Origin of the sequence: Micromonospora lutea (assembly GCF_016863535.1) — a bacterium.
Classification (GTDB): domain Bacteria; phylum Actinomycetota; class Actinomycetes; order Mycobacteriales; family Micromonosporaceae; genus Micromonospora; species Micromonospora lutea.
On record NZ_BOPB01000012.1, the window covers coordinates 59,827 to 72,505 of the forward strand.

The 12,679-nt window shown below is 70.0% G+C and carries 14 protein-coding genes and 1 pseudogene; 8 read left to right on the forward strand and 7 right to left on the reverse strand.

What is annotated here, in order from left to right; all coding sequences use genetic code 11:
* Positions 1-64: 64 nt before the first annotated feature.
* A complete protein-coding gene (locus tag Vlu01_RS13215; RefSeq protein WP_203998436.1) occupies positions 65-1,237 on the reverse strand; it encodes an acetyl-CoA C-acyltransferase in 1,173 nt (390 codons plus the stop codon).
* A 130-nt stretch (positions 1,238-1,367) separates the two neighbouring features.
* Here Vlu01_RS13215 and Vlu01_RS13220 point away from each other — a divergent pair, with 130 nt between their 5' ends.
* Positions 1,368-1,808 carry a PH domain-containing protein gene (locus Vlu01_RS13220; RefSeq protein WP_203998439.1) on the forward strand — a complete coding sequence of 147 codons (441 nt, stop codon included), beginning with the start codon at positions 1,368-1,370 and terminating at the stop codon, positions 1,806-1,808.
* Positions 1,809-1,868: 60 nt separating this feature from the next.
* On the opposite strand, the gene Vlu01_RS13225 is transcribed toward Vlu01_RS13220, so the two are convergent.
* A complete protein-coding gene (locus Vlu01_RS13225) occupies positions 1,869-2,780 on the reverse strand; it encodes a rhomboid family intramembrane serine protease (RefSeq protein WP_203998442.1) in 912 nt (303 codons plus the stop codon).
* Between the two features lie 283 nt (positions 2,781-3,063).
* Positions 3,064-3,591, reverse strand: a complete 528-nt coding sequence (locus Vlu01_RS13230) for a peptidylprolyl isomerase (protein WP_203998445.1) — start codon at positions 3,589-3,591, stop codon at positions 3,064-3,066.
* A gap of 59 nt (positions 3,592-3,650) precedes the next feature.
* Here Vlu01_RS13230 and Vlu01_RS13235 point away from each other — a divergent pair, with 59 nt between their 5' ends.
* On the forward strand, positions 3,651-4,448 hold the full coding sequence (locus tag Vlu01_RS13235; protein WP_203998448.1) for a hypothetical protein: 798 nt from the start codon (positions 3,651-3,653) through the stop codon (positions 4,446-4,448).
* A gap of 155 nt (positions 4,449-4,603) precedes the next feature.
* Here the strand turns inward: Vlu01_RS13235 and corA are convergent, their stop codons facing one another.
* From corA to Vlu01_RS13255, 4 genes and pseudogenes are all read right to left on the reverse strand, one after another.
* The gene (corA, locus tag Vlu01_RS13240; RefSeq protein ID WP_203998452.1) at positions 4,604-5,788 is read right to left on the reverse strand and encodes a magnesium/cobalt transporter CorA; all 1,185 of its coding nucleotides are present in this window, start codon (positions 5,786-5,788) and stop codon (positions 4,604-4,606) included.
* Between the two features lie 337 nt (positions 5,789-6,125).
* On the reverse strand, positions 6,126-7,220 hold the full coding sequence (locus Vlu01_RS13245; protein ID WP_203998455.1) for an aminotransferase-like domain-containing protein: 1,095 nt from the start codon (positions 7,218-7,220) through the stop codon (positions 6,126-6,128).
* Between the two features lie 129 nt (positions 7,221-7,349).
* Positions 7,350-7,808 carry an ester cyclase gene (locus Vlu01_RS13250; RefSeq protein ID WP_203998458.1) on the reverse strand — a complete coding sequence of 153 codons (459 nt, stop codon included), beginning with the start codon at positions 7,806-7,808 and terminating at the stop codon, positions 7,350-7,352.
* A gap of 125 nt (positions 7,809-7,933) precedes the next feature.
* A pseudogene (locus tag Vlu01_RS13255) lies at positions 7,934-8,330 on the reverse strand (CBS domain-containing protein).
* A 117-nt stretch (positions 8,331-8,447) separates the two neighbouring features.
* Between Vlu01_RS13255 and Vlu01_RS13260 the strand changes: the two are divergent.
* From Vlu01_RS13260 to Vlu01_RS13285, 6 genes are all read left to right on the forward strand, one after another.
* Entirely contained in the window at positions 8,448-8,897 is a 450-nt protein-coding gene (locus Vlu01_RS13260) for an NUDIX domain-containing protein (protein WP_239095876.1), read from the forward strand.
* Positions 8,894-9,634 carry a hypothetical protein gene (locus tag Vlu01_RS13265; protein ID WP_203998464.1) on the forward strand — a complete coding sequence of 247 codons (741 nt, stop codon included), beginning with the start codon at positions 8,894-8,896 and terminating at the stop codon, positions 9,632-9,634. The genes Vlu01_RS13260 and Vlu01_RS13265 overlap by 4 nt, the downstream gene beginning before the upstream one ends.
* A gap of 102 nt (positions 9,635-9,736) precedes the next feature.
* The gene (locus Vlu01_RS13270; protein ID WP_203998604.1) at positions 9,737-10,468 is read left to right on the forward strand and encodes a phosphocholine cytidylyltransferase family protein; all 732 of its coding nucleotides are present in this window, start codon (positions 9,737-9,739) and stop codon (positions 10,466-10,468) included.
* A complete protein-coding gene (locus Vlu01_RS13275; RefSeq protein ID WP_203998467.1) occupies positions 10,456-11,523 on the forward strand; it encodes an iron-containing alcohol dehydrogenase family protein in 1,068 nt (355 codons plus the stop codon). Before Vlu01_RS13270 ends, Vlu01_RS13275 begins: the two co-directional genes overlap by 13 nt.
* On the forward strand, positions 11,507-12,220 hold the full coding sequence (locus tag Vlu01_RS13280; protein ID WP_203998470.1) for a CDP-alcohol phosphatidyltransferase family protein: 714 nt from the start codon (positions 11,507-11,509) through the stop codon (positions 12,218-12,220). The genes Vlu01_RS13275 and Vlu01_RS13280 overlap by 17 nt, the downstream gene beginning before the upstream one ends.
* Positions 12,221-12,312: 92 nt before the next feature.
* Positions 12,313-12,660: a hypothetical protein gene (locus Vlu01_RS13285; protein WP_203998473.1), complete on the forward strand. Its 348-nt coding sequence runs from the start codon at positions 12,313-12,315 to the stop codon at positions 12,658-12,660.
* Positions 12,661-12,679: the final 19 nt, after the last annotated feature.

The window sequence follows — 12,679 nt, forward strand, 5'->3', positions numbered from 1 at the left end:
GACATGCTTTTTGCAATTTCCACGCCCCACCCCCGCCCCATCGAACAGGTTGGAGTGGGTGGGGTCAGATGAGTTCGAGGATGGTGGCGTTGGCCATGCCGCCGCCCTCACACATGGTCTGCAGACCGTAGCGGATGCCGTTGTCGCGCATGTGGGCGAGCATCGTGGTCATGATCCGGGCACCGGAACCGCCGAGCGGATGCCCGAGGGCGATCGCACCGCCGCGCGGATTCAGCCGCTCCGGGTCCGCCTCGGTCTCCGCCAACCAGGCCAACGGCACCGGGGCGAACGCCTCGTTCACCTCGTACACCCCGATCTCCTCGATGCCCAGCCCCGCGCGGCGCAGCGCCTTGGCGGTCGCCGGGATCGGCGCGGTCAGCATGGCGACGGGATCGTCGGCCGCGACCACGGCGGTGTGCACGCGGGCCAGCGGACGCAGCCCGTGCCGGCTGGCCCACTCGCTCGTGGTGACCGCCAGCGCGGCGGCACCGTCGGAGATCTGCGAGGCCGAACCGGCGGTGACCACACCGTCAGGGTGGAACGGAGTGGCCAGCTCGCCCAGCTTCTCCAACGAGGTGTCACGCCGGATGCCCTCGTCCATCGCGAACTTGCCGCCGTCGGCGAGCACCACCGGAGCAACTTCAGCCTCGAACGCACCCGCGTCCTGCGCTGCGGCGGCCTTCTCGTGGCTGGCCAGGGCGAACTCGTCGAGCTGAGTGCGGGACAGACGCCATCGCCGGGCGATCAACTCCGCCCCGACGCCCTGGTTGAAGGGAAGCGGAGAGTCCTCGGCGACACCCTCGACCCCCCGGTACCGGGCCAGGATCTGCTCGCTGAACGGCATTCCGCCAGCCACGCTGGAGCCCATCGGCACCCGGGTCATGGACTCCACGCCACCGGCGACAACCAGGTCCGCCTGCCCGGAGAGCACCGTGGCCGCGGCGAAGTGCAGTGCCTGCTGGCTGGAACCGCATTGCCGGTCCACGGTGGTGCCGGGCACCGACTCGGGCCAGCCGGCGGCCAGGACGGCGTTCCGGGCGACGTTCCACGACTGTTCGCCGACCTGCGAGACGCAGCCCCAGACCACGTCGTCCACCTGGGCCGGATCGATGCCGGTGCGTTCGGTGAGGGCGCGCAGCACGTGCGCGGACAGATCCACCGGGTGCACCGTGGCCAGGTTGCCCTTACGCCGCCCGACCGGGGTACGCACCGCACCGACGATAACCGCGTCACTCATGTCTACTCCCGGGTAACTTGAGCTGTTCCCGATCCTACGCCCACCCCGGCCGACCCTCCCGTCCCCGCCCTCGTCGACCGCCGGTCCCGGGGCGGATGCCGGTGCCCGACGGCGCTGGCATGCTGGTGCTGTGGCGTACGACACGATCGCGCAGCAGTGGCGGGTGCCCCCGGCCCTACCGGCCCTCAAGCTGGCTACGGCAGCCACCGTGCTCGCCCTGGGGATTCTGCTCGCCGAGGGAGACCAGCTCCGGCCGGTGCTCGGTGGGCTGGCCGCGGCGGTGCTCACGGGTTGGGGCCTGCGGGACCTGGTCACGCCGGTGCGGCTGGCGGTGGACGAGACCGGCATCACCGTTCCGGCTGGGCTGCTGAGCCGACGGCACCTGCCCTGGCCAGCGGTGGAGACCATTCAGGTGCAACGGTCCGGACGTGCACTCGCCGGCCCGATGCTGGAGATCGACGCGGGCGAGTCACTGCACCTGTTCAGCCGGCTCGATCTCGGTGCCGACCCGGCCGAGGTCGCCGAGGCGTTGCGGATTGCGCGTGCGAGCAGGCCCGACGGCACCGGTTGACCTGCCCCGGCCCCGCCGACCTGACCGGGCCGAGCCTTGCCGGCACCGTGTCCGAGCAGGTCAGCCCAGCAACGCGGCCGTCCGGACCAAGGCCATCCCGAGCAGCGCCACGACGATGACCGCGCCACCACCGAACTGCACAAGCGTCCGGTGCGACCGCGGCGCGTAGGCCAGCACCAGAGCCATCAGCGCGCCGAACACCAGGCCACCCAGGTGACCGGCGATCGAGATCTGCGGCACGGTGAAGGTGAAGATCAGGTTGATCACCAGGATGGGAACGATGGCCGAGGTGTCCCGGCCCAGCCGTCGCATGATCACGAAGATCGCCGCGAAGAGGCCGAAGATGGCGGTCGACGCTCCCGCAGACATCTGATTCGGCGCGCTGAACACGTAGACCGCGACGTTGCCGCCGAAGCCGGCGATGAAGTAGAGCGCGGCGAACCGCAGTGGCCCGAGCACCGCCTCCAGCGAGCGGCCGAGCACCCAGAGCGCCCACATGTTCAGCAGCAGGTGCACCACGCCGTAGTGCAGGAACATCGCGGTGAGCAGGCGGTACCACTGGCCCTCGGCTACTCCGCCCACGGTGCCGTCGAGGAACATCGCCCGACCCAACACCGCACCCCACTCGGTCAACGGGGTGCTGCCACCCATCAAACCGCCGAAGCCGTTTCCGCCGGCCGCCGCGTCCCCACCCCGGTCCGAAGCGATCGACGCCAACATCACCAGCAGGTTGAGGGCGATCAGGGTCTTGGTCACGTAGCCGTGTCGACCGACGACGCCGCCGCCGAAGGCGGTACGTGCTGGCCGTACGCTACGACGCCCTTCCGACACGCATTCCGGGCACTGGAACCCGACCGACGCCTCGTTCATGCAGTCCGGGCAGATCGACCGGTCGCACCGGGTGCAGCGGACGTACGTCTCTCGTCCGGGATGGCGGTAGCAGGCCGGCGTGGTCGGCGGGGACTCGCTCATCGCTGGCTCCAGATCCCCGAGCGCTCAGTCATGCGAGCAAAGGTACCCCGAGCCACCACTCAGACGGGTCGAGGCGTACCCCGGCCCGATCGCTCGCCAGCAACCCGGCCCGCGGTGCGGGGGACTGGTCCGGACACGGGTGTCGTGTCCGGACCAGCCCCCAACCGCCGTGGTCGTTGTCCGCCCTCGCCGGTGTGCCAGCAACGGCACCCGGTGAGCTGATGGACCGGACCGCGAACCCGCAGGCCGGCCCAGCCAACTGGCATCTGCCGCGAGCGCCCGGTCAGGCCGAGCGCTCGATCTCGATGCGCTCGATGACGACGTCCTGGAGCGGCCGGTCGCTGGGACCGGTCGGGGTGTTGGCAATCGCATCGACAGTCTTCGCGGACTGCTCGTCGGCCACCTGCCCGAAAATGGTGTGCCGGTTGTTCAGGTGCGGCGTCGGCGAGACGGTGATGAAGAACTGCGAGCCGTTGGTGCCCGGCCCGGCGTTCGCCATCGCCAGCAGGTACGGCCGGTCGAACCGCAGCTCAGGGTGGAACTCGTCGGCGAAGGTGTAACCCGGCCCGCCACGGCCGGTCCCGGTCGGGTCACCCATCTGGATCATGAACCCGCTGATCACCCGGTGCGAGATGGTGCCGTCGTAGTACGGCCCACTGCCCGGCTGCCCGGTCCGCGGGTCGGTGTACTCGCGCGTGCCCTCGGCCAGCTCGACGAAGTTGCGGACGGTCTTCGGCGCGTGGTTGGCGAAGAGCTCCAGCCGGATCGGGCCGGCGTTGGTGTGCACGGTGGCGTAGACAGCCTCGGCCACGGGTACTCCTTACTCGTTGGTCAGTTCCATGCGGATCCTCCCATGTGCCCGATCTGGACATGCGGAGGCATCCGAAGGTGGAGGATGAGACAGAGCAACTCCCAGGAGGTGGGACCGTGTTTGGAAACTGGCGGCGTAAGACCCAGGCGCAGTTGGCCCGGGCCGAACTGAACCGCGGCGTCGGTCACCTGAGGCAGGCTGCCACGCATGCCGCGAGGGGAGCCGGCGACACGGTCGGCCCGCGCTTCCAGGCCGCCCGTGGTGCGATGGCACCGACCGCCGTGATCGTTCGGGACCGGGCATCGAGCGGGCTCGCGACCACGGCCGCCGCACTCGCGCCGATCGCTCTGGCCGTACGTCATGCGCAGTCCGACGCAGCCAGTCGGGCCGCCAAGGGAAAGAAGGCCGCAGTTGCCAAGCAGGCTGAGGTCAGCAGGAAGGCGAAGAAGATGAGGGCGAAGAAGAAGTCCCGCCGCAGCGGGACGATGGTCGGCCTGCTGGCCGCCGGTGTGGTTGCCGGGCTGGCCGGCGCGGTGGCCCTACGGCGGCACCGCGAGCAGCAGGAGTGGGCCGAGTACGACGCGGGTGCCGCGCTTGAGCCGATGCACGAGGAGGTGGAGACCATCGAGGTGCGTACGGCCGGCCCGGCCGGTGCCGGCAAGGTAGCGACCGGAGCGGGCAGTTCGGCGGTGGCCGCCGGCGACAGCGCCTCCACCACCCCCACCGCGACCGCGCCGTCCCCCATCACCCCCACCGGGAAGGTCCCCTCGGTCGCGGAAGGCGCCCGCACCAGCACCGGCCGCCCCGCCGACGACCTCACCAAGGCCACCAACCACAAATCCAACACCCGCCCATAACACCCAACCCCACCCCACCCAACCCCACCCAACCCCGCCCCGCCCCGTCCAGGTTGATCATGAGGTTGTTACCGCGACACGCCGATGAGCGCGGTAACAACCTCATGATCGACGCGAGGAGCGGGGAGCGGGAGCGGGGAGCGGGGTGGGTGGGGTTAGAGCCAGTCGTTGCGGCGGAACCAGCGGTAGAGGGTGAGGGACGTGGCGAGCATCAGGGCCAGCACCCCTGGATAGCCGTAGGTCCAGTTCAGCTCCGGCATGAAGCCGAAGTTCATGCCGTAGACGCCGGCGATCGCCGTCCACACGGCGGCGATGGCCGCCCAAGCAGCGATCTTGCGCATGTCGTTGTTCTGGTCGACCGTCACCTGGGCCAGCCGCGCCTGAAGAATCGAGTTCAGCAGGTCGTCGTGGGAGTTGATCTGCTCGACGGTGCGGCTGAGATGGTCCTGCACGTCCCGGAAGTAACGGCGAACCTCCTTGGGCACGTCCCGGTTCATCTGCGCGGTCAGCGCCAGCAACGGGCGCTGCAACGGCATCACCGCCCGTTTGAACTCGACCAGTTCCCGCTTCATCTGGTAGATCCGCTGGATCCGGCCGCTGGTCTGGCGGTCGAACACCTCCGTCTCCAGCACGTCCATGTCGTCCTCAAGCTGGTCGGCGACCTCCAGGTAGAGGTCGACGACCCGGTCAGTGATCGCGTACGCGACGGCCCAGGGGCCGTTGAGCAGCAGTTCCCGGCGAGCTTCCAACTCCTCGCGTAGGGGCGTCAGCCGGCCGGCATCACCGTGCCGGACACTGATCACGAACTGCGGGCCGATGAAGAGCATCACCTGCCCGGTCTCCACCACATCGGAGTTCTCCGTCAGCTCGGTGTGCTCGCAGTACCGGGCGGTGCGCAGCACCAGGAAGCTGACCTCGCCGAAGCGCTCCAACTTCGGACGTTGCCGGGCCTTCACCGCGTCTTCCACGGCCAGTTCGTGCAGCCCGTACGTGGTGGCGATCTCGGTCATCTCGGCAAGATCCGGCTCGTGCAGGCCGAGCCAGACGAAACCCGACTCGGCGTCGCGAGCCGCAGCCAGCGCGCCGGCGTAGTCCCAGTCGCCGGCCTGCCGATGCCCATCGAGGTAGAGCGCGCAGTCGACCACCGCGCTACGCCGCTGTGCGGCCTGCGGCTGGTCGGACTGTGATCCGTCGGCGCCGAGCCGGCGCGTGACGGCCCGCATGGGCGACCAGTTTCGGGGTCGTAGGGCGCGGCCCCCGTTGGCGTTCGCGGTCCGGGTGCCCTCGGTGGCCGGGCCGTCCGCGGAGGTCGCCTCCGCACGCTGCGTCCGCTCCGTCATCGCGTCCCTCCCCCCGCCGACTGCGGCTTGCAGGTTACGCCGCCGCAGCGATCATGGTCGTGCGGCAGGGGTGGCGCCGGACGGACCGGACCGCATCCGGGGGGTGAGGGGGCGATCCGGCCCGCCCGGCACCGTTGGGGGCGGGGGTTGTGCTGGCCGCGTCACACCGACGCGTGGGCGGCTGGGCCGCGTTTGGTACCGGAATCGTGACGGCGGGGCCGACCTGATTTCTGGTACGCGTGGTGAGTGACGCTCGCAGCATTGTGGGCCCGGAGTCGCTCCAGCGGGAGGTCCAGGCCCGCCAATATTGCCGTTCTGTCGGAAATCTGACAGAAATTCAGCCGCGTACCGCCTCCATCGCCTCGGCCAGCCGCCGAACACCCTCATCGATCCGGTCTGCGGTGACCGCCGAATAGGCCAGCCGCAACGCGTGCCGCCCGCCGTCGATGACGAAGTCGCTGCCCTTGACCACCGCGACCCCGCGCTCGGCCGCCGCCGGGGCGAGCCGGTCCACCTCGACGTCCTCCGGCAACTCGACCCAGAGGAAGTAGCCACCGTCCGGTTCCACGAATCGGGCCTCGGGAATGTGCCGACGCAGCGATTCGGCGAGCACCCTGGCCCGTTCGCCGAGGGCCGCCCGGACCGTCTCGATCGACCGCCCGATGTCCCCCGACACACAGAACTGATGCACGATGGCCTGCGAGACCATGCCGGGAGAGATGTAGAGGCTGGTCGCCTTCTTCACGATGTCCGCGATCAGGTCCGTCGGACCCACCAGGTACCCGACCCGGACGCCAGGGCAGACGGTCTTGGTGAAGCTGGAGGCGTGTACGACCACGTTGCGGGTGTCCATTGACAGCATCGACGGCAGCGCCTCGCCCCGGAACCGGATGTCCGCGTACGGGTCGTCCTCGAAGATCGTGAAACCGAACTCGGCGGCCAGGTCCAGTAGTTCGTGCCGCTTCTCCAGGGACAACGTCACGCCGGCCGGGTTCTGGTAGTTCGGGATGACATGGGCCAGCCGGGGACGCACCCCGGACTCCAGCAGCTTGCGCAACTCGGCGGTGTCCAGGCCGTCCGGCTGGATGGTGACGCCGTGCAGTTCACTGCCCATGTTCCGCAGGTTGAGCAGGGTGCGGTCATAGGTGGGACGCTCCACCACCACCGCGTCGCCGGGACGGACCAGGTGCTCGAAGAGAAAGGCGTCAGCCTGCAACGAGCCGTTGGTGACCAGCACCTGCTCCGCCGCCACGCCGTGCTTCTCGGCGATCCACTTGCGGAGCGGGACGTAACCGACGGAGGTGCCGTACGCGGTCACACCGGCGGGGTCGGCGTCGAAGGCACGGACGGCGGCGGCCTTGAGCCCCTCGACATCGACGATGTCCAGTGAGGGTGCGCCACGGGCGAAGGAGATCATCTGCTCGGCGGTCATGGCTGTTCAGCGTACGGGCGGTGGTGGGCCGCACGCCGACGGCACGGCGATGTCCGCATCCTGAGCCACCGGGTCGGGTGAACGGCGGACCCCGGCGGACGATCCACTCACACCGGGGTCCGCAACAGATCAGGCCGCCAGGCTGACCGGTTCGTCCAGCGGCCGTCGCGAGGTCCCCGCCACCCGGAGGCCGAGGAGAGTCATCAACTGCCCCCAGTCGAAGTAGGACCGCCAGCCGGCGATCCGGCCCCGGCGCACCCGGACGACGTCCACCACCTCCCAGGAGACGTTCCGTCCGGTGGGCGCGATGGTGCCGAAGGGGGTGTGCAGCACCCCCGTGTGGGTGCCGGTCAACCGGTGCTCGACCGCCGCACCACCTGCCGTGCGTATCGCACCGAGCGGGTCGACCTGCAGGTCGGGAAAGGCCCCCGTCCAGGTACGCAGCAGGGCCGGCAACTCGGTCGGGCGCACCGTCACGCCGGGCATGGCGTAACGGGCGTCCGTCGCGTACAGCTCCGGCAGGCGAGCCACGTCCCGCCGCAGGAGCATCTCGTACTGCTGCTGGATCAACCGGTCCGCGCCGCGCATCACGCCTCCCCGCGGGGCACGATCCGCCCGCGCCCACAGCAGGGGCAGTACCCGCCGACCGGCGCGTTCAACCGGAACGGCTCGGCCAGCGATGCGGTCAACCGGGTGACAACCGGCCGGCTACCTCATCCGCCGGTGCCGACCATCCGGCTGGCCGCCCACACCCGCATGATGTCGCGTACGGAGATGACGCCGGCGACCTCACGACCGTCGAGGACGACGAGATGCCGGAAGCCACCCCGGGCCATCGCCGCCGCCGCTTCCTCGATCGTCCACTCCGGCCCGGCGTAGACGACGTCCCAGGTCAGGTGGGCCCCGGTCCGCTCGACATCGCAGTCGAGACCGGCACCGATCGCGTTGAGCACGTCGCGCTCGGTCATGATCCCGATCCCCTCGGAATCCGGATCGATCACCACGGCCGACCCGACGCCGCGCTCCGACATCATCCGCGCCGCCTGGCGGGAGCGTGTGCTCCGGACCGACCACGAGGATCTCACTGGACATTGCTTCCCGAACCTGCATGACACATCACCCCTATGGGACAGCCGCACCCGGATACCCGCAATGGTGAACCCCGTAGGTTTCCGGGACAAGACCGGACATCGTCGTGGCGGGGCGGTCACGGCTACTGTTCTTGACGTGTCCACCGAGCCGCTGCGCTGCACCGGAGCGCTGATCGTCGCCCCCGACGGACGCCTGTTCTTCCAACGCCGCTCGCCGCACCGGCGGCTCTTCCCCAACTGCTGGGACATCGTCGGTGGGCACCTCGAACCGGGCGAGTCCGTGCACGAGGCGCTGTACCGCGAGGTCACCGAGGAGACCGGCTGGCGGGTGTCCGAGGTGATCGCCGAGGTCGGCGAGTACCGCTACGTCGGCGACGACGGTCTGACCCGGATCGAGAGTGACTGGCTGGTCCGGGTCGACGGCGATCTCGCAGCCCCGGTGCTGGAGGCGGGCAAGCACACCGAGTACCGCTGGCTCGGACCCGACGATCTCGACCTGCTCGACGAGCACCGTGACGTCAACGACGGATTGGTCCGACACATCGCCGAGCAGGCCTTCGCCACCCTGCGGTCCACCGGTTCGTGAGCGACACGGTCGGGCTACCTCCGCATCGGTACGCGGCGCTGGTGGCGCCTGCCGTGGACCGGGTCTTCACCGCAGCCATGCAGGCCGGTCGGCACGGTGGCGGCGCCGAGCTGGCCCAGCGGTACGGCGGACCGCCCGCCACCGGCTTCCTGGTGGAACTGCGCACCCGCCTGGCCGCACCGGGTGGCACGGTCGACGAACCAGGGTTCGCCGCGGTGACCCGCTACCGGGACCCGACCACCTGCCGCCGGAGCCTGGACCGGCACGTCGCGTACGGAATGATCCACCGCAGCCCGGACGGCGAGCTGACCGCCACCGAGCGGGGCGTGGCCTTCCTCGCTGAGCTGTATCAGGTGCACGCCGAGGTGACCGAGGAACTGTGGGCCAGCCACCACGACCGGGTGCTGCGGCTGACGCAGGTCGTCGGTCACCTGCTCTGCGCCGCAGCGGGCGGCGAGGCGTTCCACGCGGTGACGCCGCTGCACGAGCCGGACGGCACCCCACCCGGCGTGCTGCTGCTCAACCGTCTCGGCGTACTGCGGTACCACCGCGCCGACGCGCACGCCGACGCGTGGCAGGCCGCCGGGCATACCGCGGCGAGCATCGTGGTGCCCGCCGGTCCACAGCGTCAGGCCATCGAGCTGGAAACCGACCGTCGTGCGGCCGGACCGTACGCGGTGCTGACCGCCGAGGAACGGCTGACGATGCTCGCCGACCTGGCGGCCCTGCCCGGCTGACCGACCTCCGTCGGCCGCTGGCCGGTCGACCGGCGGCAGCGCCGGCACGGGCGGCGCTATCCTCCTTCGGTGAACGCCGTGAGAGAAGGAACTGACGCCGGCATGGTCGGCATGGTGCTGGCTGCTGGCGCCGGCCGACGATTGCGCCCCTACACCGACACCCTGCCCAAGGCGCTGGTACCGGTGGATGGCGAGATCACCATCCTCGACATCGCCCTGCGCAACCTGGCCGACGTGGGGCTCACGGACGTCGTGATCGTGGTGGGCTACGCCGCGGACGCCGTCCGGGAACGCCAGGCCGACCTGGAGCGGCGGTACGGCGTCACCATCACCCTCGTGCACAACGACAAGGCCGAGGAGTGGAACAACGCGTACTCCCTCTGGCTGGCGCGTGACTGGTTCTCCCGGGGGGTGCTGCTGGTCAACGGGGACACCGTGCACCCGGTGAGCGTGGAGAAGACCCTGCTGGCCGAGCGTGGCCCCGGTGTGCTGCTGGCCATCGACACCATCAAGCCGCTGGCCGAGGAGGAGATGAAGACCACCTTCGACGCCGCCGGCCAACTCACCCGGATCACCAAGTTGATGGAGCCGGCCGAGGCGTACGGCGAGTACATCGGGGCAACTCTGATCGAGCCGCAGGTGGCCGAGGCCCTCGCCGACGCGCTGGAGACGACCTGGCGGCGCGACCCGAACCTGTACTACGAGGACGGCTACCAGGAGTTCGCCGATCGAGGTGGTGAGGTGCGGGCCGCGCCGATCGGTGACGTGTCCTGGGTCGAGGTCGACAACCACGCCGACCTGGCCCGGGCGCGGGAGATCGCGTGCCGCTACTAGCCCGTACGGTCACCACGCCGCTGTCGATCGAGGTGCGCCGAGGTGCGGTGACGGACCTCGGCACGTTGCTGGCTGACCGACGGATCTCCGGCGGCGGTGACGTCGCCGTGGTGGTCGGCCCCGGACAGGGCGAGAAGATCGCCAAGCTGTGCCAGCCCTCGCTTGGCTCGGCCGACATCTTCACCGTCAGCGGCGGTACCGTCGACTCGGCCAACGCGCTGGGTGACCAGCTTCGTCGCCGGCACTACGACGCGGTCGTCGGCATCGGTGGCGGTAAGACCATCGACACCGCCAAGTACGCCGCCACCCGTTACGGCCTCCCGATGGTCACCGTGGCGACCAGCCTCGCCAACGACGGCATCGCCTCCCCGGTGGCGTCGCTGAGTCACGAGGGCGGCAAGGGCTCGTACGGCGTGCACATCCCGATCGCCGTCCTGGTCGACCTCGACTTCGTGGAGAACGGACCCGATCGGCAGACCCAGGCCGGCATCGGCGACGCGGTGAGCAACCTGAGCGCCTGCGCCGACTGGGAACTGGCGAACCAGGTACGCGGCGAACCGATCGACGGACTGGCCCTGACGCTGGCCCGCACCGGGGCGGAGGCCCTGGTCAACCACCCGGGCAAGCTGACCGACGACGCCTTCCTCACCACGTTGGCCGAGGCGCTGATCCTGGGCGGCATCTCGATGTCGATCTGTGGTTCCAGCCGACCGGCCAGCGGCGGCGACCACGAGATCTCACACGCCATCGACCACCTCTTCCCGGGCACCGGCTCGCACGGGGAGCAGGTCGGTCTCGGCGCGCTCTTCTGCACCTTCCTCCGAGGCGATCTGGAACGCTTCGGGCAACTAGCCCGCTGCCTGCACCGGCACGGGCTGTCCACCCGACCGAGCGAGCTCGGTCTCACCGACGAGCAGTTCGTCGAGGCAGTGGTCTTCGCGCCGCGTACCCGGCCGGACCGCTACACGATCCTCGAGCACCTCGCGCTGTCCGCTGACGACCTTCGTACCCGGCTGGGAGACTACGTTGACGCCCTCCGTGAGCACCTTGGCTGAGCCGTCCCAGCCCACCGTCGCGGACTTCCACCGGGTGAACCGGGGCGGTGGCCTGTTCAGCGAGTCGATCAGCCAGTGGATCGGCGCGGTCTTCGCGTTGGTCGCCCAACGTCTCGGGCTGCGCCCGACCGCGTTGACCATCACCAACCTGGTGCTCGGACTGGCCACCTCGGTCACCGTGGTCGTTCTCGCCGGCCCGGTCGCGGCCGGGAACGTACCGGCCTGGGTGGTCGGCCTGGCCGCCCTGGTCGGCTGGCAGGTGGCGTACGCCCTGGACTGCGCCGACGGCCAGCTGGCTCGGGTGACCGGCCAGGGCAGCGCGGCGGGCGCCCGGGTCGACGTGCTCTGTGACGTGGCCGCCCAGATCGCCCTGGTGGCGGCGCTGGCGGCGACTGCCGTGGCGCAGCGTCCCTCGACGCCGGTCTGGCTGGTGGCCGCGTTCGCCGGCACCTGGATGGTCAACCTGGTCACCTCGGTGATGCAGTCCGGCCCGAACGCCGCCAGCATGGTCACCTCCACCAGCCTGCCGGTACGCCTGGTCAAGCTGGTCCGCGACTACGGCGCGGTGATCTTCGCAGCCGCCCTGGTGCTGGCCTTCGCCCCCGCGCTCACCTTCTGGGCGGTGGTGGCCTTCACCATCGTCAACGGCGGCTTCCTCCTCGCCAGCATCGCCTTCTCCGCCCGCGCTTCGCTGTAGCGAGGGAAAGAATTGTTGACACCGCAATCAATCACATGGCAGGCTCCATAGATAGATCTTGTTCCATGGCATCCCACCCCCTTGGAGGCCTCATGCGCAAAACCGCCAAGCGGATCGCCTCGGTACTCGCCGCCGCAGCCCTGACCACCTCTCTGGTCGCCGCGCCTGCGGCTGCCTCCGAGCCGGAGCGGGAGCCGTTCAAGGTTCCTGACCAGGGCCTGGTCCTCTACACCGCGCAGAGCGCCTACGTGGTCGCCCGGCACACCACGGTCGATGACAACTGCCACCCGATGCAGGACGCGGTCACCCTCATCGCCTGGACCCCCGTGTACGCCGTCGCCTACGCAAGTGACGACTGCACCGGACACGGGATGGGGCTCGGCATCTGGCGGAGCTGGAACCCCGGCCAGTTCCTCTCCTACAAGCTCACCTCCTACTAGTACCAGCCGCACCACCCGA

Excerpts from the sequence above, each read along its gene's own strand:
- corA (WP_203998452.1), bottom strand. The coding sequence starts at position 5,788 with ATGACGGAGCGGACGCAGCGTGCGGAGGCGACCTCCGCGGACGGCCCG.
- Vlu01_RS13215 (WP_203998436.1), bottom strand. The coding sequence starts at position 1,237 with ATGAGTGACGCGGTTATCGTCGGTGCGGTGCGTACCCCGGTCGGGCGG.
- Vlu01_RS13235 (WP_203998448.1), top strand. The coding sequence starts at position 3,651 with ATGCGGAGGCATCCGAAGGTGGAGGATGAGACAGAGCAACTCCCAGGA.
- Vlu01_RS13250 (WP_203998458.1), bottom strand. The coding sequence starts at position 7,808 with ATGCGCGGCGCGGACCGGTTGATCCAGCAGCAGTACGAGATGCTCCTG.
- Vlu01_RS13245 (WP_203998455.1), bottom strand. The coding sequence starts at position 7,220 with ATGACCGCCGAGCAGATGATCTCCTTCGCCCGTGGCGCACCCTCACTG.
- Vlu01_RS13225 (WP_203998442.1), bottom strand. The coding sequence starts at position 2,780 with ATGAGCGAGTCCCCGCCGACCACGCCGGCCTGCTACCGCCATCCCGGA.
- Vlu01_RS13270 (WP_203998604.1), top strand. The coding sequence starts at position 9,737 with ATGGTCGGCATGGTGCTGGCTGCTGGCGCCGGCCGACGATTGCGCCCC.
- Vlu01_RS13285 (WP_203998473.1), top strand. The coding sequence starts at position 12,313 with ATGCGCAAAACCGCCAAGCGGATCGCCTCGGTACTCGCCGCCGCAGCC.